Below are 20343 nucleotides of genomic sequence, written 5' to 3' on the forward strand. Positions count from 1 at the left end.
AAGCGGGCTCAGGCAAGCAGTGGCTCCGGACGGGTATTCAGGCGGCGGTTGCCACGGCCTGCCGCAGCGCATCCTCCGCGGCGACCCAGGCGAGCATCGCGCACTTGACCCGGGCCGGGAACTTGGAGACGCCGGACAGGGCCGCCGCGTCCCCCAGCTCCTCAGGATCGGCCTCAAGGGTGCCACGCGACCTCAGAACCGCCCGGAACTCCTCAATGAGCGTGGCCAGCTCGTCCACGCTCGACTCCTTGGCCAGGTCGCTGAGCATGGAGGCCGACGCCATGGAGATCGAGCAGCCATTGCCAAGCCACTCCAGGGACTCCACACGGCGCTCCCCTTCCGCCCCGGTGACGGACAGCCGCAAGGTGATCTCGTCGCCGCAGACCGGGTTCAGCTGGTGACACTGTCCGGTGCCGTGAGGCCAGGACGTCTCACAGGCTGCGACCTCGCTCAGGCCCCCGCCGTGCCGGGCCTTGGAATGTTCCAGGATGGTCTGCTGGTACAGGGATTCAAGACCGCTCATCACTTCACTCCGAAGAATCCGCGGACCCCGGCGACGCCCTGAAGGAAAGCGTCCACCTCGTCCTCGGTGGTGTACAGGTAGGCGCTGGCGCGCGTGGTGGCCGTGAGCCCGTAGCGTCGGTGCAGCGGCTGCGCGCAATGGTGGCCCACCCGTACCGCGATGCCCTGAGCGTCGAGGTACTGCCCGACGTCGTGCGCGTGCACGCCGTCGACGTCGAACGCCACCAAGGCGGCGCGTTCGATACCGGCGGCCGGGCCGAGGACCCGGATGCCCGGGATCTCCGCCAGGCCGGCGAGCATGCGCTGGGCGAGCACGCCCTCGCGGGCATGGATGCGGTCCATGCCGGTCTCCATCAGATACCGCGCAGCCGCCGCCATGGCGATCGCCTGCGACACCGGCTGGGTCCCGGCCTCGAAACGCTGAGGGGCTGGGAGGTACCCCGAACGCTCCATGGTGACCGTGGTGATCATGGAGCCTCCCGTGGTGACCGGCGGCAGGGCGTCCAGCAGCTCCTGGCGCCCGTACAGCGCTCCGATGCCCGTGGGACCGAGCATCTTGTGTCCCGAGAACACGGCGAAGTCCACGTCGAGTGCCTTCACGTCCAGGGGCAGGTGCGGCGCGGACTGGCAGGCATCCAGGACCACCAGTGCTCCCACCGCACGGGCCAGGCCCACCAGGGTGCTCACCGGGTTGATGGTGCCGAGCACATTGGAGACGTGCGTGAACGCCAGCACCCGGGTCTTCGGGCCGATCACCCGGGTGGCCTCCTCGAGGTCCAGGGTGCCGTCGTCCGTCAGCGGGATGTACTTCAGGCTCGCTCCGGTGCGGCGGCAGAGCTCCTGCCAGGGCACGAGATTGGCGTGGTGCTCCATCTCGGTGACGACCAGTTCATCGCCCGGGCCGAGCGCGAAGCGGCGGGCTTCCGCAGAGACCTCCCCCACACTCGCATTGGAGAACGCGTAGGCGAGGAGATTCAGGCCGGCCGTGGCATTGGCCGTCCAGACGATCTCCTCCTCCTGAGCGCCCACGAAGCCCGCCACCGCGGCACGGGCGTCTTCGAACGCAACGGTCGCGTGAGCGGCCAGCGTGTGGGCGCCACGGTGCACGGCGGAGTTCCGCTGTTCGTAGAACTCCTGCTCTGCTTCCAGCACGCTCTGTGGGTTCTGGCTGGTGGCCCCGGAGTCCAGGTAGACGAGCGTCCGGCCGTTGACGGGGTGGGCCAGGAGCGGGAAGTCGTTGCGGATCCGCAGGACCTCGGCAAGGTCCAGCGCGGGGGCCTCCGGCGTGGGCGCCGATGCCTCGGGCGGCAGCCCCGGCTCACGGTACTCGGCCATTCACTTCCTCCTGCGGAATAGGAAAGATCAACGTCACTTATTCTCTCACTACTTGCGGGGGAAAGAACTCAGCCGCCTGTGAGCTGCACCTCACCGGGTTCATCGTCCTCGCCTTGTCCTGAAGGAAGCACCGCCGCCAGCTGATCCCGTCCGGCTACCCCGGGAGGCTCCTGGAAGCGATCCCTTGGGAGCGATCCCTGGCTAAGTGGGATTCAGCTGCCGGGTGCATGGTAGCGCTGCTGAGCGGCCTGCAGGCCGGATTCGATGAGGTGTTCGACGGCGTCTGCCGCATCACCGATCAGGAACGGGAGATCCTTCCGCTCCGTGCTGGAAAAATCTTTGAGCACGTAGTCGGCGGTGTCCATCCGGCCCGGCGGACGCCCGACACCCACCCGCACGCGCAGGTAATCCTTGGTCGCCAGGGCTTTCGAGATGTCCCTCAGGCCGTTGTGACCGCCCTCGCCGCCGCCGAGCTTGAGCTTGATGGTGTTGAACGGGATGTCGATCTCGTCATGCACGGCGATCACGTGATCAGGCTCGACACCGAAGAAACGTGCCAGGCCGGAGGTGGCGCCACCGGAGAGGTTCATATAGCTCATCGGTTTGGCCAACAGGATCTTCGGGCCTCCGATCCGCAACCTCCCCTCCGCCAGCTGAGCCCGGGTCTTGTGCACGCTGAAGCGGGCGTTCATGCGCTGCGCGAGCTCGTCCAGAACCATCTGGCCTACATTGTGCCGATTGCCCGCGTACTGGGCTCCCGGGTTGCCCAGGCCGACCACCAGCCATGTTTCAGTCATGGATTCATCCTAGGAATCAGAAGGGGAAAGGGAAAAAGAAGTGGCCGGAACCCGCACGGGTTCCGGCCACTTCCGAGGCACTCCTGTCCGGCCCGCCGTTTCCAGGGGCCGGTCCGGATCACTCGGCTGCGGGAGCGGCTTCCTCGGAGGCTTCCTCGGTGTCGGCGGCGGCCGCGGCGGGAGCCTCGGAGAGGTTGACGATCAGGGTCTCCGGATCGCTCAGCAGGGCGGTGCCCTTCGGCAGCACGAGGTCGGAAGCGTGAACGTGCGCACCGGCTTCACGGCCGTCGATGTTGAATTCAACGGCGGACGGAACGTGGGTGGCTTCGGCTTCCAGGGACACCGTGGTGGCCTCCTGGTTGGCGACGACGCCGGCAACGGCTTCACCGGTGACGTGCACGGGCACGTCGACGGCGACCTTCTCGCCCTTCTTCACGGTCAGGAGATCGATGTGCTCGATGATCTGCTTGATCGGATCGCGCTGGATGTCCTTGACGATGGTCAGGTGCTCTTCGCCGTCGATGACGAGGTTGAGCAGGGCGTTGGAGACGCGGACGGCCAGCGTGGTGGCACGGCCGGGCAGGTTGACGTGCAGCGGCTCTGCACCGTGGCCGTAAACGACCGCGGGGATCTTGCCGGCGGCGCGGGCACGACGGGCGTAGCCCTTGCCGAATTCGGTGCGCAGTTCAGTTTCGAGCTTGGTCTCAGACATCTGAGGCTCCTCTCCTGTGGTGGCCGACGGCCTTCCTCCAGTGGGAGGGACGGTCGGGCCAGATGGGCGGCGGGACTCGTCCGGCCACCCGGCGGCCGTGAAGCCGGCCTGGGAGCCCAGGACCCAGTCGATAACGGAACCGCAGAAGCGGTTCCCTCGCCAAGGTGACGTTCCATCCTAGCAGAATGGCGAGGACCCCTGAGCCCGTCCCCGAAACCACGTGACCCGATTTCCTTCAGTGCTCACTTTCCCGTCGGGTTTTGCTCCCTTGTTGGCAGAATGCGCCCCAATTGGGGCGCATTCTGCCAACAAGGGAGCAAAACCCGGTCCGGAGGCGCGGCCGGCCTGCTCCGCCCCGAGGCGTCAGGCCTTGCCGTCGAAGAGGCTGGTGACCGAGCCGTCGTCGAACACTTCGCGGATGGCGCGGGCGATCAGCGGCGCGATGGAGAGCACCGTGAGGCTCGGGAAGCGCTTCTCAGCCGGGATCGGCAGGGTGTTCGTGACCACGACCTCACGGGCGCCTGATTCAGCGAGGCGCTCGGCGGCGGGCCCGGAGAACACCGCGTGGGTGCACGCGATGATGACGTCCTTGGCGCCGGCGTTCTTGAGCACCTGAACAGCGCCGGAGATGGTTCCACCCGTGTCGATCATGTCGTCGATCAGCACACAGGTGCGACCCTCGACCTGGCCCACGACCGTCTTGGAGACGGCCTGGTTGGGCACGGTGAGGTCGCGGCTCTTGTGCACGAACGCCAGCGGGGCACCGCCCAGGCGTTCGGCCCACTGCTCGGCGACGCGGACGCGGCCCGTGTCCGGGGAGACGACGGTGATGTTGTCCGCGGACACCTTGGTGCGGATGTAATCGGCCAGCAGCGGGATCGCCATCAGGTGGTCAACCGGGCCGTCGAAGAAGCCCTGGATCTGGCTCGTGTGAAGGTCCACGCTCATGACCCGGTTCGCACCGGCGGTCTTGTAGAGGTCGGCCACCAGGCGTGCCGAGATCGGCTCGCGGCCACGGCCCTTCTTGTCCTGGCGGGCGTACGGGTAGAACGGCGAAACGACGGTGATGCGCTTGGCGGAGGCCCGTTTCATGGCGTCGATCATGATCAGCTGCTCCATGAGCCAGTTGTTCATGGGCGCGGGGTGGGACTGGAGAACGAAGACGTCAGTGCCTCGCACGCTCTCGCCGGGACGCACGTAGAGCTCGCCATTGGCGAACTCGTAGGCGTCCAACGGGAGCAGGGAGGTGCCGAGTTCGCGGGCGATCTCCTCCGCCAGCTCGGGGTGGGCCCGTCCGCTCGCTAGGACCAGTTTCTTCTCGCCGTTCGCGGTGATTGCGGACATTGTCATTCGCCTTCTGTCGTGGGTTCGCTCTGGGAGGAAGTCTGGGCGTCCACCGAAGCCTGCGCAAGTTGCGCGGAAATGCTACCGGGACGGTTGGCAATCACCCATTCCTGGGCATTGCGCTGGGGAGAGACGTTGATGGTCAGCGCGCCGGCCGGGACATCCTTGCGGATCACGGCACCGGCACCGGAATAGGCGCCGTCACCCACCGTGACCGGCGCGACGAAGACGGTGTTGGACCCGGTGCGCACACCCGAACCGATGACGGTGCGGTGCTTCTTCTCGCCGTCGTAGTTGGCCGTGATGTTGCCGCAGCCGATGTTGGTGTTCTCGCCGATCTCCGCATCGCCGGCGTAGCCGAGATGGGAGAGCTTGGAACCGGCGCCGATCGTCACGTTCTTGGTCTCGTAGAAGGCGCCGATCTTGCCCTTCTCCCCCAGGACGGTGCCCGGGCGCAGGTAGGTGAACGGCCCCACGGAGGCGCCCGCCTTGATCTCGGACCCGGAGCCGTGCGTACGTGTCACGGTCGCGCCTTCGCCGATGATCACATCCGTGAGGGTCGAGTCCGGGCCGACGACGGCGTCGCGCGCCACCTGCGTCGTGCCGTGCAGCTGGGTGCCCGGCAGGATGGTGACGTCCTCCTCGAGGGTGACGGTGCCGTCGATCCAGGTGGTGGCGGGATCCACGATGCTCACGCCGGCACGCATCCACGCCTCGACCGTCCGGCGGTTCAGCTCCGCCCCGAGCTCGGCGAGCTGCACGCGGTCGTTCGCACCCTCCACCTGCCAGCGGTCCTCGGTGACGACGGCGGCCACCCGGCCACCGCGGCTCCGGGCGATGGCCAGGACATCGGTGAGGTACTTCTCGCCCTGGGCATTGTCGGTGGTGACATCCTTGAGCGCTTCACGCAGGGTGGCCGCGTCGAAGGCGTAGATGCCGGAGTTGATCTCGCGGATCGCCCGCTCGTCCTCGCTGGCGTCCTTGTGCTCCCGGATGCCCAGCACGGAGCCGTCCTCCGCCCGCAGGATCCGGCCATAGCCGGACGCGTCCTCGAGGATGGTGGTGAGCACCGTGACGGCGTTGCCCTGCTCCTGGTGGGCCGCCAGAAGCTCGGAAAGCATCGCCGGGGTCAGCAGCGGAACGTCGCCGTAGGTGACGATGACGGTGCCGTCCACGGCGGATCCGGCGTCGAGGGCGGCAAGCCCCTGCTCGACGGCGCGCCCGGTGCCGGGAACTTCGTCCTGGTCCACGATCAGGGCATCCGGGGCGATCTCCGCCAGATGCCCGGCCACCAGGTCTCGCTGATGGCGGACCAGGACGGCGAGCCGTTCAGGAGCGATGCCCCGTGCGGCGTTCAGGGCGTGCCCGACCATCGAAAGACCGCCGATGCGGTGCAGGATCTTGGGGGTACGGGATTTCATCCGGGTGCCGGCTCCGGCCGCCAGGACGATGACTGCAGCGGCCTGATTCTCGGCGTTGCTCACGGATGGCGCTCCTCATCTGCGGATCTGACCCACGTGTCAGGGAGGGAGACGGCTTCAGCCGACCCCGGTGCGAACGGGATGCTCTGCTCCCGGACTGCGTTCCGCCCATAGGATTCGAACCTATACTCCAAGGCTCCAAAGGCCTGGGTGCTGCCGTTACACCAGAGCGGACCGTGCCGGCCTGTGGTTCGTCCACACCCGGGCACAGACACCTATTCTGCCACGCACCGGGCCCGGGGTGCGACTCGGGAGCCACCCGGACGGCCATGGTAAGGCATGATGGATCAGTGACTTTCTGGAGGAACGGGTGGCGCTGAGCACGGGGGAACGCCGGACGGCGGCGCGGACGCGGATGCCCGCCGAACGACGCAGGGCCCAGCTGATCGAGGTGGCGCGCTCCCTCTTCGCCGAGAAGGGCCTGGACGCCACCAGCATCGAGGAGATCGCGGCCGTGGCCGGGGTCTCCAAACCCGTGGTGTACGAACACTTCGGCGCGAAGGAACGGCTCTACTCGGCCGTGGTCGAAGTGGAGTCCGCGGCACTCCTGGACGCCATCACCGGCTCCCTCGCCGAGCCGGCCCCGGCCCGCGTGCTGCTGGAACGGGCGGCTCTTGCACTGCTCGGCTACATCGAGGGCCACACCCAGGGCTTCCGCATCCTGGTCCGCGATGCGCCTCCCTCCGACCCCGCAGGGCGCTATTCGACCATCCTGGGAGCCATCACGCGCCGCGTCGCCCATATTCTCGCGGCCGAGTTCGCTCAGAGGGGCTACGCCGAACGGGACGCGGCCCTGTACGCCCAGATGCTCGTCGGCATGGTCGCGACGACGGGCCAGTGGTGGCTCGACGCCCGGACCCAGGACCCGGAGGCGCCGGCCAAGGACGATGTGGCCGCACACATCGTCAACCTGGCGTGGAACGGCCTCACCGGACTCTCCCCCGCACCAAAGCTGAGACTGCGGGACTGAAGCCCGGCCCGCAGGCTCAAGCAGCCGGGGCGAACCGCCGCAGCCGCAGACTGTTGCCCACCACGAACACGCTGGAGAACGCCATGGCCGCTCCTGCGATCATCGGGTTCAGCAAGCCGAGCGCGGCCAGGGGAATTGCCGCGACGTTGTAAGCGAAGGCCCAGAACAGGTTCGTCTTGATGGTCCGCAGGGTCGCCCGGGACAACCGGATCGCATCCACCGCACCCAGCAGGTCACCGCGCACCAGCGTGAGATCCGACGCCTCGATGGCCGCATCCGTCCCGGTACCCATCGCCAGCCCCAGATCCGCCGTCGCCAGAGCAGCGGCGTCGTTCACACCGTCTCCGGCCATGGCCACCACCCGGCCCTCGGCCTGCAGAGACCGCACGACGTCCACCTTGTCCTGCGGCAGCACCTCGGCGATGACCCGGTCGATTCCGACCTCAGCGGCGATGCGCCGCGCCACGGCGTCGTTGTCCCCCGTCAGCAGGACCGGTTCCAGGCCGAGTTCACGCAGCCGACGGACCGCCTCGGCGCTGCTGGGCTTGAGCCGGTCGGCGACCGTCAGCACACCACGGACTTCACCGTCCCAGCCGACGACGACGGCAGTGCGGCCCTGTGCTTCGGCATCCGCCTTCGCGCGCCGGAGCCCGTCCGGGAACCCCAGCCCTTCCGCCTCCAGGAAAGCCGGGCGTCCCGCCAGGACTTCCACACCGTCGACGACGCCCCGCACGCCCAGGCCTTGCTCGTTGCGGAAACCTGCCACAGACGGAAGCGCTCCGAACTCAGCCTCCGCTCCCCGGACGATCGCCCGGGCGATGGGATGCTCACTGGCGTGTTCCAAGGCGCCCGCCCGGAACAGCAGCTCGGCACGCGCCGCAGGATCGGCGACCGGCAGCAGCACGCCGTCGAGCTCCATCTTGCCCGAGGTGACCGTGCCGGTCTTGTCCAGCACGACGGTGTCCACGCGGCGTGTGCTCTCCAGAACCTCCGGACCCTTGATCAGAATGCCCAGCTGAGCGCCGCGCCCCGTCCCGACCAGGAGAGCCGTCGGGGTGGCGAGGCCGAGCGCGCAGGGGCAGGCGATGATCAGCACGGCCACGGCGGCGGTGAAGGCCGCGGGGACCGGCTGGCCGAGGAGCAGCCAGGCCGCGAGGGTGAGCAGCGCGATGCCGATGACCACGGGGACGAAGATTCCGGAGACCCGGTCCGCCAGGCGCTGCACTTCGGCCTTGCCGGATTGCGCCTCTTCGACGAGCCTCGCCATCCGGGCCAGCTGGGTGTCTTTGCCGACGCGCGAAGCCTGGATCACGAGTCGGCCGGAGGTGTTGACGGTGGCGCCCACCACGGCGTCGCCGGGCGCGACATCGACCGGCACGGACTCGCCGCTGATCATGGAGGCGTCCACCGCGGAGAGGCCTTCCAGCACGATGCCGTCGGTGGCGACCTTCTCACCGGGCCGGACGAGGAAGCTGTCCCCTACCGCCAGCTCGGCCACGGGCACCCGGTGCTCGACGCCGTCGCGCAGCATGGTAACGTCCTTGGCGCCCAGTTCCAGGAGGGCACGCAACGCGGCACCGGCCTGGCGCTTGGAGCGCTTCTCGAAGTACCGGCCGGCGAGGATGAACAGGGTCACCCCGGCGGCGACTTCGAGGTAGATGTTGCCTGCGCCATCGGACGGCTCAATGGACAGGGAGAAGCCATGCCGCATGCCGAGCATTCCGGCAGTGCCGAAGAAGAGCGCGTAGAGCGACCAGGCGTAGGCGGCCAGGGTTCCGACGGAGACGAGGGTGTCCATCGTCGCAGCCCCATGCCGGAGGTTGGTCCAGGCGGCCCGGTGGAATGGCCAGGCACCCCAGAGGATGACCGGTGAGGCGAGGAGAAGCGAGACCCACTGCCAGCCGGTGAACTGGAAGGCCGGCACCATCGCCAGGAGAATCACGGGCACGGCGAGCACCGCGGAGACCTGAAGGCGCCGCCGCAGGCCACGCAGCTCGGATTCGTCCTCGGGCTGGTCTTCCTGATGGACCGTAGCGCCGTATCCCGCCTGTTCGACGGTGCCGATGAGCAATGCGACGTCGAACCCTCCGGGCGCGGTGACGCGGGCCTTCTCCGTGGCGTAGTTCACCGTCGCCTCGACCCCGTCCACCTTGTTGAGCTTGCGCTCGATCCGGTTGGCACAGGAGGCGCAGGTCATACCCGTGATGTCGAGTTCCACCTCGGTGGCCGTGCTGCTCATCTGGTTCCCCTCTCAAGAGAATCATACCCCCTAGGGGTATCTCTCGATCAACATACCCCTAGGGGGTATGTTGGGGCAAGGGCCTTTAACGATCGACTGCTCCGTGGTTGTCGTTTTGGTGCCTCAAAACGACAACCACGGAGCAGCCGATGAGTGGACGTGACCGAGGTGCCCAACACACTAAAAAGGACGATGCCCGGTTGGCAACCACCGCCGGGCATCGCCCCGTCCGGCTCCGCGAAGCCGCACTGCACCTGTCTCAGACGAGCTTCCGGTCCTCCGTCTTAGGAGCCCAGAACCACGTGACAAGCGCTCCGAGCGCCAGTACGGCCGCAAGCCAGTACATGGAAACGGACACGCCCCACTGTTCCAGGCTGATGGGCAGCAGGAAGGTTCCCATTGCCGAAGCGATGCGGCTCGTTGCATTCAACAGGCCCACGCCACTGCCACGCAGATGTGTCGGGAAAAGCTCGGGCGGGTACACCTGGGTGATATTCGAGGCACCGGACATGACGAACGAGTAGACGACGAACGGAACGAGCATCAACCATGGCGAGGCATCGGCCAGAAGCCCGAGCAACGCCAGGGCAACAGTCATGATCACGAAGGTCCAGAACGTGAATGCCTTCCGCGGGAACTTGGCGATCGCCCAGAGCCCGGCCACGCCGCCAGCGAGCAGGAACAGGTTGATCAGGAGGTTCTGCAGATTGGCATCCGAGACCTTCATCGCTTCCAGAATGGTGTACACGAAGGTGTAGATCGCGAAGTAGGGCAGTACCTGAGCGCTGTAGAAGAGGATTCCGAACCATGTCCCCTTGCGAAGCTGGGGGCTGAAGAGCTCACCGTAGCTGCTCTTCTCCTCCAGATGTGCTGCGGGGATGAACACATTGTCGGTCTTGAGGTATTTCGCCACGATCTGGCGAGCTTCCTCTCCGCGTCCCTTGCTGATGAGCCATCCGGGGGATTCAGGGGATCCGATCCTCACCAACAGCACGAAAAGCGCCGGAATGAATCCGGACGCAAGCAACCATCGCCAGGTGTCCGGGCCGAGGTCGACATAAGCGCCGATCACGTTCGCAAGCACGTACCCCACGGTCCACAGAACGGTGAGAGACGACAGCATGAGACCACGGGATTTGCGCGGGGCGAACTCTGAGAGCAGCGTCGGGCCCACAGCGTAGTCAGCCCCAAGGCCAAAGCCGATCAGGAGACGCAAGACGAAGATCGTCTCAACGTTCGGGGCCCAGAATTGGGCCAAGGATGCGGCTGCGATCAGTACGAAGTTGAGCACATAGACCTTCTGGCGGCCGATCCGGTCGCTGACCCGGCCCAGGATCAGCGATCCGAAGAAGAGCCCAATGAGGGCGGAGCTGGCAAGCATCCCCTGCCAGAAGCCGTCGACGTTCCATTGGCTGGTGATCAAGGGCAGAACACTGCCGATGATGCCAAGCGCATAGCCGTCTGAGAAATTGGCGCCGAAGGTCATCATCGTGACTTTGAGGTGGAACCGGCCGAACGCGATCTGGTCGAGAGCGACCATACCGTCCGGAACGGGTTCCAACGCTTCGTCGGCGTCTGTGGTGAGGTTCATCGGGAGATCCTTTACGTCTTCGGAGAGAAGTTGAATAGCGTGGAACCGGACGATCTACGAGGCGAAGTCGAGGAAGCTGCGCACCACGGCCAAATCCTCCGTGAGGGAACGGTCCTCCAGCCCGGCGCCGATCAGCGGGGTGACCCGAGCGATGAAGTCCGCCAGCGGGCCAGTGACTTCGATGCGGTCGCCGTGCATCGCGATCGCCCGGAGCGCCGCGAGGAGCTCGCAGGCGAGTATGTCTGTGGCTGACTCCAGGCACCGACCCAGTTGCTCGATCGCCTGACTGGAGAAGCTTGAGTGATTCTCCACACCTCGGGAGATCACGATCGCGCCCAGCGTTGCAGCTTGCGCGCTGTGTCGCAGCGTGGCTTGCGCAGCCGCCTGGTTGTATTCCAGGAGCATCGTTCCGCTCGCGCCAGGAGTGTCGGCGAGGAACGAGGAGAGACCGGTCATCTCCGGGTTGGAGATATCGGTAAGGCGGGCTACCGACAGCTGGCCGGCCGAGGCGAGAGCCAGCTTGACACGTTCCGCAGCCAAGGCCAGGGCTATGCCATGGAAGTTGCCGTTGTGGTAGATGTCGGCTCCGGCAGGATCGATGAGTGGATTCTCGGCGGCTGAGACGAGCTCGACTTCGATGGTGCCCTCGAATGCAGACGCTGCATCCAGGAGAGCCCCCACGACCTGCGGATAGGCGCGGAAACCGAAGGAATCCTGCACACGACGCGCGGCAACCGGGTACTCCTCCAGCAACGCGAGCAGAGCCGCCGCCGCCTCAGCCTGGCCCGGGTGGGGATGAGCGTTCTGCACAGAAGGCTGAAGAGGTTCGCGTGACGCCCGGACGGCGAGGAATGACAGGGCGGAGACGAACGTCTGCATCCGAATCCAATGATGCAACCGTCCGGCCGTGGCGCACGCGCCCGCCAGAGTGACAGCACTGGATGACAAGAACGGCAGAGCATCGCCTGCGTGCAGCCTCCAGCCGCCCTTCTCCACGAGAGACAAGGCGATCTCTCCCAGGCTGCTCAGGTCTCCTGTACCGATCGGGCCTGTACCGCGGACGTCGGGGATCCGATCTCCAACCACCGCTGCCGTCAGCGCGTCAAGAACGTCAGGATGAATCCCGGACCCACCGCGCAGGAGCTGGTTGAGCCGGATGATCAGTGCCATCCGAACGGTGGAGATCGGCAGGAGAGAACCTGATCCCGTGGCATGGCTGCGCAGAAGGCGAAGGTCCGTGGCCGTGTCCTGGATGACCTCGGTGTCGCGATTGGCGCCGACTCCAGTGGTACGTCCGTAGATGGGCCTGCGCGAAGCGATCTCTTCGGCAAGTTTCCATGTCGATGCCACTAGAGCACGCGCTGCAGGAGCGACCTCAATGGCCGGACTGGTCTGCGAACCGAGTTCCAGAACCTGGTCGATGCTCAGTGCGGCGCCGTCCAGGACGGTCTTTGACCCGCCCTTCATCACAGGCTCAATTCCGGCCGGGCAGAGACCTGCATCCGCGGAATCCACGACTGATCGCCAAGCAATCCGGCGGCAGCCTCAATGCCGGCCTCAGCCCGGGTCCTCTGCGAACCGACACAATTCGAGAGGCCCCAGTGCAAGACTTCCCTTCGCGTGTTTGATCGCTCGAGCAGTTCTGGTTGTTTCATTCTGGTTTTCCTTAGATCGCTTCGCCTTGACCTCCCTGAAGAGACAGGAATTCGGTTCAAGGAGTGGCCTGTCGGCACTGCACTCAACGCAGTACAGATCGGGCCCGGCCACCGGACGGCTTACTGGAGTCCGACGGGCGGATGGTGTTCAACAGGGTGCACCTGTTCCGCTCACCCGGAGGCCATGTGATGTAGAACATACTCAATTGAAGCTGAGAAAAACGCCCCATGTCTGGGCTATCTCGAATTTGGCGTCTCGGATACGAGACGATGTCAGTTTGTGGCCGACGTCGCGCCTAGGCGACGCGTAAGCTCTCCTGCGCATCCCCTGATCTGCCGGGCGTACTTCAGGCCGAGCTCGCGGATTTCTGCGGTGGCACCAACAACAGCCTGCGGCACACCGGGCTCAGCTATTCCGGCCGATCCATGAGTGAGGTCGGCAGCGGAAACGGTGAGCGCCACGCTGGCGACGGGATGGCCCGTCCGATCGAAAATCGGAGCAGCAAGAGACAGGAGTCCGAGAGTCACCTCTTCGGCCTCCCATGCATACCCGGCCTGGCGCATGTGCGTCAGCATCTCCAGGAGTTCATCAACGGTGGCCGGCCCCACATCGGTCCGCCGGGAAAGCTCCCTCTCTCCCGCATAGATGGCCGACACCTGCGATTCAGGCATCCACGCCAACATCGCCCGCCCACTGGCCGTGAGATGAGCAGGCAGGCGCACATCCTCGTGGGTGACAAGCGAAGGCTTGCGGGGGGCTCTCTGTTCAATGATGTAAATCACCTCGCGGCCCCGCATGACCGTCAGATGAGCCGTGTTCCGGGACCGCCTGACCAAGTCCGCCATGGGATGTGTGGCGAGACGCTGGAGCGGGACATGCCGGGCATATCCCGTTCCCAGTTCATGGGCAACAGGACCGAGAGCGTAACGCCGTTCCTCCGGAAGATGAGTGACGAAACCTTGGTCGACCAGGGCCGCCAGGAGGTGATACGTCGTCGACCGGGGAAGATTCAGCTCGCGTGCAATGGTGGATGCCCGAACAGGTGCGAGCTGCGTACCAATGAATTCGAGAACCGACAAGACCTCGTACGCCGAAGGAACTTGGGCGTTCCTTCGTTTGTCGACCATCGCCCGGGTCCTCCTCGGTAGCTCTCAACACTCCCAGAATGCGTCCAGGAGGCATCCTACGTCCACCATGTGTGCACGCCTTCGCTCCGTCGGCGGACCACGGACACCGCAGAGGAACGCCGCGGCCCCTCCCGGGCGCTACTCCCCCAGCACCTCGGCGGCCTCGAGCCACTCCATCTCGAGGGTCTCCTTCTCCTCCAGCACCTCGTTGAGCTGGGAGTTCAGACCGCCGAGCCCGTCGAAGTCGCCCTTCTCGGAGGCCGTGGCCATCTGCGCGTGCAGCTTCTCCTCCTGCTGTGCCAGCTTGCCCAGCTGCCGCTCGATGCGGTTGATGTTCTTGCGCGCCTCGCGCTTCTCCGCCTCGCTCGCGCCCGACGACGCCGCGCCGGCACCGCCGCTCGCAGCGGCCGCGGAGCCACTCGCCGCCGTCGGGGACCCCTTCGCGGAGCCGCCGCCGGACAGCATCGCCTCGCGCAGTTCCAGGTACTGATCCACGCCGCGAGGCAGGCCGCGCAGCTTGCCGTCGCCCAGAAGAGCCAGTTGATGGTCAGTGACGCGTTCCAGCAGATAGCGGTCGTGGCTGACCACCACGAGCGTGCCCGGCCAGCCGTCCAGCACGTCCTCGACGGCGGCCAGCGTGTCCGTGTCCAGATCGTTGGTGGGCTCGTCCAGCATCAGGACGTTCGGTTCACCGACCAGCAGCCGCAGCAATTGCAGACGACGCCGTTCGCCACCGGAGAGATCACGGATCGGGGTCCACTGCTTGGAGTTGGTGAAGCCGAGCTGCTCCACGAGCTGGCCCGCGGAGAGTTCCTTGCCCCCGATCTGGAAGGACCGCTTCTCCCGCTCGATCAGCTCGACCACGCGGAGATCGTCCACCTCGGCCAGCTCGTGGACCTCCTGGCTGAGCACGGCCGGCACCACCGTCTTACCACGCTTGACCTTGCCGCTGGTGGGCTTCACCTCACCGGAGAGCAGTCGCAAAAGCGTCGACTTGCCCGCCCCGTTCACGCCCACCAGACCGAGCCGCTCCCCCGGCGCCAGACGGAGCGTGACCTTGTCGAACAGGGGACGCCCATCGGGCTCCTCGCCCGGGGCCGGCCTGCGGTCCAGTGTGACGTCCTCAAGGTCGATGACGTCCTTGCCCAGACGCGCCGTCGCCATCTTGTTCAGAGCCAGCGTGTCGCGCGGGGCCGGAACATCATCGATCAGCGCATTGGCCGCCTCGATGCGGAACTTCGGCTTGGACGTCCGGGCCGGGGCCCCACGACGCAGCCAGGCCAGCTCCTTCTTGACCAGCTGCTGGCGCTTGGCCTCGACGACGGCGGCGGTCCGGTCCCGCTCGGCCCGGGCCAGCACGTAGGCGGCATAGCCTCCCTCGAAGGGGTCCACGATGCCGTCGTGGACCTCCCAGGTCTTCGTGCAGATCTCGTCCAGGAACCAGCGGTCGTGGGTGACCACCAGGAAGGCGCCCTCGTTCGCGCGCCACCGCGCTTTGAGATGCCGGGCGAGCCAGGCTACCCCTTCCACGTCCAAGTGGTTGGTGGGTTCGTCGAGCATGATGACGTCGTGCTCGCCGATGAGAAGCTTGGCCAGCGCGACACGGCGCTTCTGGCCACCCGAAAGGCTGTGGACATTGGCGTGCCAGTCGACGTCGCCGACCAGGCCGCCCATGATCTCGCGGATCTTCGGGTCGGCGGCCCACTCGTGATCCGCCAGTTCACCGACGATCGCCTGCCCGACGGTGGCATCGGCGTCCAGCACGTCCTGCTGATCGAGGTATCCGATGCGCAGGTCCCGGCGCTGAGTGACCCGTCCGGAGTCCGGTTCCGAGCGCTGGGCGAGGAAGCGCATCAGCGTCGACTTGCCGTCGCCGTTGCGGCCCACGATGCCGATCCGGTCCCCGTCCTCCAGTCCCACCGTGACGCCGTCCAGGACGGTGCGGGTTCCGAAGGACACGGCGAGGTTCTCGCCGCCCAGAAGATGTGCCATGTGCTGCTTTCGTCGGTGTGCCGGATTCAGCGGACCTGCCATGGGCTCCGGGGATCACGGAAGACCGCCCGCCACGGATCGCTGAACCTTACCATCGTAGGCAAAGCGGCGGCCGGGTGCGCGCGCGGCCGCTCCGGACGGGCCGGAACGACGACGGTCCACGCCCCGGGTGCCGGGGCGTGGACCGTGCGGATGCTGCCGGGAGGGCCGCCGGGGAACGTCACTTCCCGGTCGGCCTGAGCTTCCTGCACGCCTCTTCCAGCAGGTCGAGGAAGCCCGATGCCGAGCCGTAGCTGCCCGGCATGCTGGTGCGGAACACCGCCCCGTTCTTCACCGCGGGCAGCTCTTTCCAGAACTTCTGTGCGTAGAGGCTGCGGGCATCGGGAGAGGGGGCGTCCCCGTTGTCCCAGACGATGATGGCATCGCCGTCGGCGAGTTTCGGCAGCAGTTCACCGGAGAGGGGCTCGCCGACGGTGTTGCCGTCGCCATAATGCGTCCCCTCCTCCGCAGACCCGAAGGAGCCGCCCAGACGCTTGATGATCACTCCGGCCTCGGTGTTCGCCGGGGCGTAGAGAGTGGCCGGATTGGCCGTGTCACCGGCCTGGACCACATACCACTTCACCGTGGAGAAGACGTCGGCATACTCCTTCCGGAGGCTCTCCAGCCGGGCTTCGAACCGGACCTTCAGCGCGGTCAGCTCCTGAGCCTTGTTGACGGCGTCGGCCACCTGGGCGCAGAGTTCCTCCCACCCTTCGTGCACCGAATCCTGTCCGATCACGGGCGCGATCTGGCGCGCCCCGGCAAGGGACTCCGACGTGGCGAAGGTGATGATGAGGTCCGGTTTCAGGGCAGCGACCTTCTCCAGATCATCCCCATTGCCATCACTCCCGCTGATGTCCGCCACCGGCCCCATCTTCTCCCGGAAGCCGGGCAGCACCACGTTGCGGGCACCCCGGAACGAACCGACGGGCGTGATGCCCAGATCCAGCAGGGTGTTGACGGCCCAGGCGGTGCCGGCGATCACCCGCTCGGGATGCTCCGGGACCTCCACCTCTCCGGACGAGGTCCGGACCCTCCGGGACCCCTGGGACGTGACCGCGGACGGGGTGGCATTGCCGCACGCCGCCAGCCCCAGCACCGCGGCGGCACCGAGTCCACCGCTCAGGAAACCCCGCCGGGTGAGGGCGGCGATGATCCGCAGGAACTCTGCGTCGGCATCGCCCGGGGTGAGGGAATCGCTGCGCGGCGCGTCAGGCACGGCCGTCCTCATCGCTGGTCCTTTCCGTAGCTCTCCAGAATCCGGGAGAAGTCCGCGATGGCTTTCTCCGCCCAGCGGTACGTGCACACATCGGCCCAGCCGATCGGGTAGGCATGGCCGGCTCTGACGGCAGGCAGATCCTTCCAGGTCTGAAGCTTCACCAGCTTCTCCACGCCGTTGACGGGGGTTCCGGAGGCGTCCGCGCGGAACAGGATGATGTCCGAATCCGCGAGTTCTCCCAGCCGTTCCACGGAGATCTCCCGGGTGCTGGTCCCGTCATCGACGCTGGCCCGTCCGAAGCGGACGCCCAGATCGGCCAGCACCACACCGTCCGTGGACTGCGGGAGGTCCAGGGCGAAGTTGCCGTCCTGGCTGTAGTCCACCACCGAGACCACGGCGGAGGAGAGTACCCGCGCCTGAGCCTCCTTGACCCGGTTCACGGCCGCCCGGTAGGAGGCGATCAGCGGCTCGAGCTGCGCCTTCCGGTTCACCAGCTCCGCGGTCTGTTCCAGGGGCCCACGCCAGTCACCGGTCTTGCCGAAGTCGACCGAGGCCACCGGCGCGACGGCGGTCAGGGTCTTCATGGCTCCCTTGGAGTTGTCGTAACGGCTTCCGGGGGTCGGTCCCAGGATCAGGTCCGGCCGCAAGGCGGTGACCTTCTCATAGTCGGTCGAGGTGATCTCCCCGATCCCCGGCAGTTTCTTCAGGGCGGCCACGTAATCCGGGAACATGCTGTTCCCGTCCACCCAGGAGAAGTCGATGCCCCCGGCGGGTGTGAGGCCCAGTTCCACGAGGAAGATCGCGGTGAAGTAGTCGATGCACACGACCCGCTCGGGGTGGGCCGGGACGGTGAAGCTGCCTGCCGTGGTGGTGACCACCCGGGCGGCCGCGGACGTTCCGGTGCCGTCCGGGGAGGGCTGTCCGGCACCGCACGCGGACAGGCCCAGCAGCGCGGCGGCGCCCAGACCTCCGGTCAGGAAGCCACGCCGGGTCAGCTCGCTGACGATCCGGGCGAACTCCGCGTCCACCTCGGCGGGAAGGAAGCCGGTGACGGTGCCGGGCAGGGTCATGGTCTCTCCGGAGATGATGGGCGTCATGACTGTCCTCCGAGGGCACGGAGCCCGGCTTCGAGTTCGTCGAGCAGGGCCAGGGCATCCCCGTAGCCTCCGGGCAGGAAGTCCGGCAGAGCGACGGTGCGCCCGGCCTTCACCGCGGGCAGCCCCTTGAACCCCGTCTGCGCGAACAGCTGAGGGCCGTTGTTGTTGGGGGTGTTGTCGAAGTTGGCGTAGAACCCGATGACGTCCGCCGTGCCGAGGAGATCGACGTTCTCGTAGGAGACGGCCTTGTTCTCGGGTCCGGTGACCCCGGTGCTGGCCGGTGCGAAACGCACACCGGCAGCTGCCAGGATCGCCCCCGCATCGCTCTTGGGGCCGTAGAGCCAGAATTTGCCCTGGTCGAAACCGCCCTGGAGGATGTCCCAGCGGTAGCGCCCCAGCACCGCGGCGTACCGGGAGCGCAGCTCTGCCGCCGTCGTCGTGAAGCGCTTGTCCAGGGCACTGAGCGCCTCGCCCTGGCCCACCGCTTCGGCGGTGGCCCGCGCGCTCTCCTGCCAGCTCGTCGCCGGGACGATCACCGTCGGTGCCAGCGCCGTCAGCTTGTCGTACGAGCTGGTGTTCCATTCGTAGTCGATGCCCAGGATCAGATCGGGCTTCAGCGCCGCGATCTTCTCCAGGTCGATCTCCCCGCCCGTGCCGATCTTCGTGGCCGCGGCCGCCCGCTCCCGGTAGCGGGGCGGAATGTACTGGGCGCCTTCGTCGTAGACGCCCAGCGGCACCAGGTTCAAGTCGTAGAGCGTGCTGCGGACCTGCGGGTTGATGACCACCATGCGCTGCGGATCCACCGGCACCGTCACCTTGCCCTTGACGGTGTCCACCACCCGGGTGCGTGCCGGGCTGCTCTGTGCCGGTTGCGCGCCACCCTGTCCACAGGCGGCCAGGCCGAGCGCGGCCGCGGCTCCGAGACCGCCGGCCAGGAAGCCGCGGCGGCTCGGGCTGCTGAGACGTGAGGCGGAACGCGGCATGGTGCGGCGTCCGGGCGGAGTGAGGGTGGGGGGCATTGCTGATCCTTTCGGATGAGGGGAGGGTGTTGCCCGGAACCGGGCCGGCCGGAAGCCGACGACGCCGGACGGCGCGGTTCGCGGTGACCGGCGGAGGGTGCCGGCCGGGGTCACTTCAGAGCAGTGGAGAGTTCCGGAACCAGGTGGTCCAGGACGTAGGGCAGGCTGAGCGGACTGGTGAAGTAGATCGCGCCGGAGAGGATTCCCCCGGTGTAGAGCGAACGGCCCGCCTTGACCGCATTGAGCTGGTCGAATCCGGGGACCTTGTGGAGTGCGGTCTCATCGGAGTCCTTCTCCGTGGCCCAGATCAGCACATCGGCCTGGTTGAGCACCGAGAGCTGTTCCAGCGGGATGAACGCCTGGGCGTCCTTGGCGAACTTCTCCAGACCTGCCGGGACCACCAGGCCCAGTTCGGTGAGGAACTCGGTGCTCAGCCCGTTCTGATAGGCGATCACACTGCCGTCGTACACGGCGTTCTGCAGGAAGATGGCCTTCTTCCCCACCAGCTCCGGGTGCTTGCCCTTCTCGGCGGTGAAACGGGCCTTGATACCGTCCACGAGTGCCTGCGCCTCGTCCTTCTTCCCGAGCGCCAGGCCGATGGAGAGGGTCTGGACATCCCACGGCACGGCGTAGTCGGCGAACTCACCGGACTGCGCGATGGTCGGGGCGATCGCGGACAGCTTCTTGTAGTCCGACTCCTTCATCCCGTCATTGGCGGCGACGATCAGGTCCGGAGCCAGTGCCGCGATCTTCTCGAAGGCGTAGCCGTCCGCCGCGGACAGCACAGTGGGGTGGCTGTCCCCCAGGCGCGCGTGAGCCCACGGCCAGGTCGCGTCGGGCTGGTCCCCGTACCAGTCGGTGATGCCCACGGGGATGACCCCGAGCGCCAGCAGGTGGTCCTGGCTGGTGCTCCCGGCTGAGACCACCCGTCGCGGTGCGGACGGCACCACGGTGGTGCCGAACTTGTGTTTAACCTCGGCGGGGAAGCCTGCCGCGGCCGCGCCACTCGACGCCGGTGCGGGCGACCCGCAGGCTGCCAGGCCGAGCAGGGCGGCTGCGGAAAGCCCGCCCAGCAGGAAGTCCTTGCGGCTGGGCGACGGTCCCGCCGTCGTGCTCGCGGGACCGGGGACTGCACGCTTCGTACGGTGCACGGCGTGTCCTTTCAGAGAGGGCCGACGACGGACGGGCGCGGCCCCGGGGGCC

The 20343-nt window shown here is 67.0% G+C and carries 16 protein-coding genes and 1 tRNA gene; 1 reads left to right on the forward strand and 16 read right to left on the reverse strand.

Annotated features, from left to right (window positions below; genetic code table 11):
- Window positions 1–37: 37 nt before the first annotated feature.
- The 7 genes from sufU to ACIPXZ_RS08265 form a co-directional block, all read right to left on the reverse strand.
- Window positions 38–523: a Fe-S cluster assembly sulfur transfer protein SufU gene (gene sufU / locus ACIPXZ_RS08235; RefSeq protein ID WP_400592240.1), complete on the reverse strand. Its 486-nt coding sequence runs from the start codon at window positions 521–523 to the stop codon at window positions 38–40.
- On the reverse strand, window positions 523–1857 hold the full coding sequence (locus tag ACIPXZ_RS08240; RefSeq protein WP_400592243.1) for a SufS family cysteine desulfurase: 1335 nt from the start codon (window positions 1855–1857) through the stop codon (window positions 523–525). Before ACIPXZ_RS08240 ends, sufU begins: the two co-directional genes overlap by 1 nt.
- 212 nt (window positions 1858–2069) lie before the next feature.
- Window positions 2070–2654, reverse strand: a complete 585-nt coding sequence (gene pth, locus ACIPXZ_RS08245; protein ID WP_400592246.1) for an aminoacyl-tRNA hydrolase — start codon at window positions 2652–2654, stop codon at window positions 2070–2072.
- Between the two features lie 118 nt (window positions 2655–2772).
- Window positions 2773–3366 (reverse strand): 50S ribosomal protein L25/general stress protein Ctc, encoded by a 594-nt coding sequence (locus ACIPXZ_RS08250; protein ID WP_400592248.1) that lies wholly within the window; start codon window positions 3364–3366, stop codon window positions 2773–2775.
- 363 nt (window positions 3367–3729) lie between these two features.
- A complete protein-coding gene (locus ACIPXZ_RS08255; RefSeq protein WP_400592251.1) occupies window positions 3730–4710 on the reverse strand; it encodes a ribose-phosphate diphosphokinase in 981 nt (326 codons plus the stop codon).
- A 2-nt stretch (window positions 4711–4712) separates the two neighbouring features.
- Window positions 4713–6194 carry a bifunctional UDP-N-acetylglucosamine diphosphorylase/glucosamine-1-phosphate N-acetyltransferase GlmU gene (gene glmU, locus ACIPXZ_RS08260; RefSeq protein WP_400592254.1) on the reverse strand — a complete coding sequence of 494 codons (1482 nt, stop codon included), beginning with the start codon at window positions 6192–6194 and terminating at the stop codon, window positions 4713–4715.
- Window positions 6195–6293: 99 nt separating this feature from the next.
- A tRNA-Gln gene (locus tag ACIPXZ_RS08265) sits at window positions 6294–6365 on the reverse strand.
- 181 nt (window positions 6366–6546) lie between these two features.
- On the opposite strand from ACIPXZ_RS08265, the gene ACIPXZ_RS08270 reads away from it, so the two are divergent.
- Window positions 6547–7161, forward strand: coding sequence for a TetR/AcrR family transcriptional regulator (locus ACIPXZ_RS08270; RefSeq protein ID WP_400592728.1), 615 nt, complete (start codon window positions 6547–6549; stop codon window positions 7159–7161).
- A 16-nt stretch (window positions 7162–7177) separates the two neighbouring features.
- Here ACIPXZ_RS08270 and ACIPXZ_RS08275 read toward each other — a convergent pair whose 3' ends face one another.
- The 9 genes from ACIPXZ_RS08275 to ACIPXZ_RS08315 all read right to left on the reverse strand — a co-directional run bounded on the left by ACIPXZ_RS08275 (window position 7178) and on the right by ACIPXZ_RS08315 (window position 20291).
- Window positions 7178–9400, reverse strand: coding sequence for a heavy metal translocating P-type ATPase (locus tag ACIPXZ_RS08275; protein WP_400592257.1), 2223 nt, complete (start codon window positions 9398–9400; stop codon window positions 7178–7180).
- A 259-nt stretch (window positions 9401–9659) separates the two neighbouring features.
- The gene (locus tag ACIPXZ_RS08280) at window positions 9660–10991 is read right to left on the reverse strand and encodes an MFS transporter (protein ID WP_400592260.1); all 1332 of its coding nucleotides are present in this window, start codon (window positions 10989–10991) and stop codon (window positions 9660–9662) included.
- Between the two features lie 54 nt (window positions 10992–11045).
- Window positions 11046–12458 carry an aromatic amino acid lyase gene (locus ACIPXZ_RS08285; protein WP_400592263.1) on the reverse strand — a complete coding sequence of 471 codons (1413 nt, stop codon included), beginning with the start codon at window positions 12456–12458 and terminating at the stop codon, window positions 11046–11048.
- A 461-nt stretch (window positions 12459–12919) separates the two neighbouring features.
- Window positions 12920–13774, reverse strand: a complete 855-nt coding sequence (locus tag ACIPXZ_RS08290) for an IclR family transcriptional regulator (protein WP_400592266.1) — start codon at window positions 13772–13774, stop codon at window positions 12920–12922.
- A gap of 138 nt (window positions 13775–13912) precedes the next feature.
- Complete coding sequence (locus ACIPXZ_RS08295; protein ID WP_400592268.1) at window positions 13913–15766, reverse strand: ABC-F family ATP-binding cassette domain-containing protein; 1854 nt, start codon at window positions 15764–15766, stop codon at window positions 13913–13915.
- 220 nt (window positions 15767–15986) lie between these two features.
- Window positions 15987–17036, reverse strand: coding sequence for an ABC transporter substrate-binding protein (locus ACIPXZ_RS08300; protein WP_400592271.1), 1050 nt, complete (start codon window positions 17034–17036; stop codon window positions 15987–15989).
- Window positions 17033–18121: an ABC transporter substrate-binding protein gene (locus tag ACIPXZ_RS08305; protein WP_400592274.1), complete on the reverse strand. Its 1089-nt coding sequence runs from the start codon at window positions 18119–18121 to the stop codon at window positions 17033–17035. Before ACIPXZ_RS08305 ends, ACIPXZ_RS08300 begins: the two co-directional genes overlap by 4 nt.
- Window positions 18118–19140 (reverse strand): ABC transporter substrate-binding protein, encoded by a 1023-nt coding sequence (locus ACIPXZ_RS08310; RefSeq protein ID WP_400592276.1) that lies wholly within the window; start codon window positions 19138–19140, stop codon window positions 18118–18120. The genes ACIPXZ_RS08305 and ACIPXZ_RS08310 overlap by 4 nt, the downstream gene beginning before the upstream one ends.
- Before the next feature lie 110 nt (window positions 19141–19250).
- Window positions 19251–20291 (reverse strand): ABC transporter substrate-binding protein, encoded by a 1041-nt coding sequence (locus ACIPXZ_RS08315; RefSeq protein ID WP_400592279.1) that lies wholly within the window; start codon window positions 20289–20291, stop codon window positions 19251–19253.
- Window positions 20292–20343 lie beyond the last annotated feature (52 nt).

Origin of the sequence: Arthrobacter sp. NPDC090010 (assembly GCF_044748305.1) — a bacterium.
Lineage (GTDB): Bacteria > Actinomycetota > Actinomycetes > Actinomycetales > Micrococcaceae > Arthrobacter_E.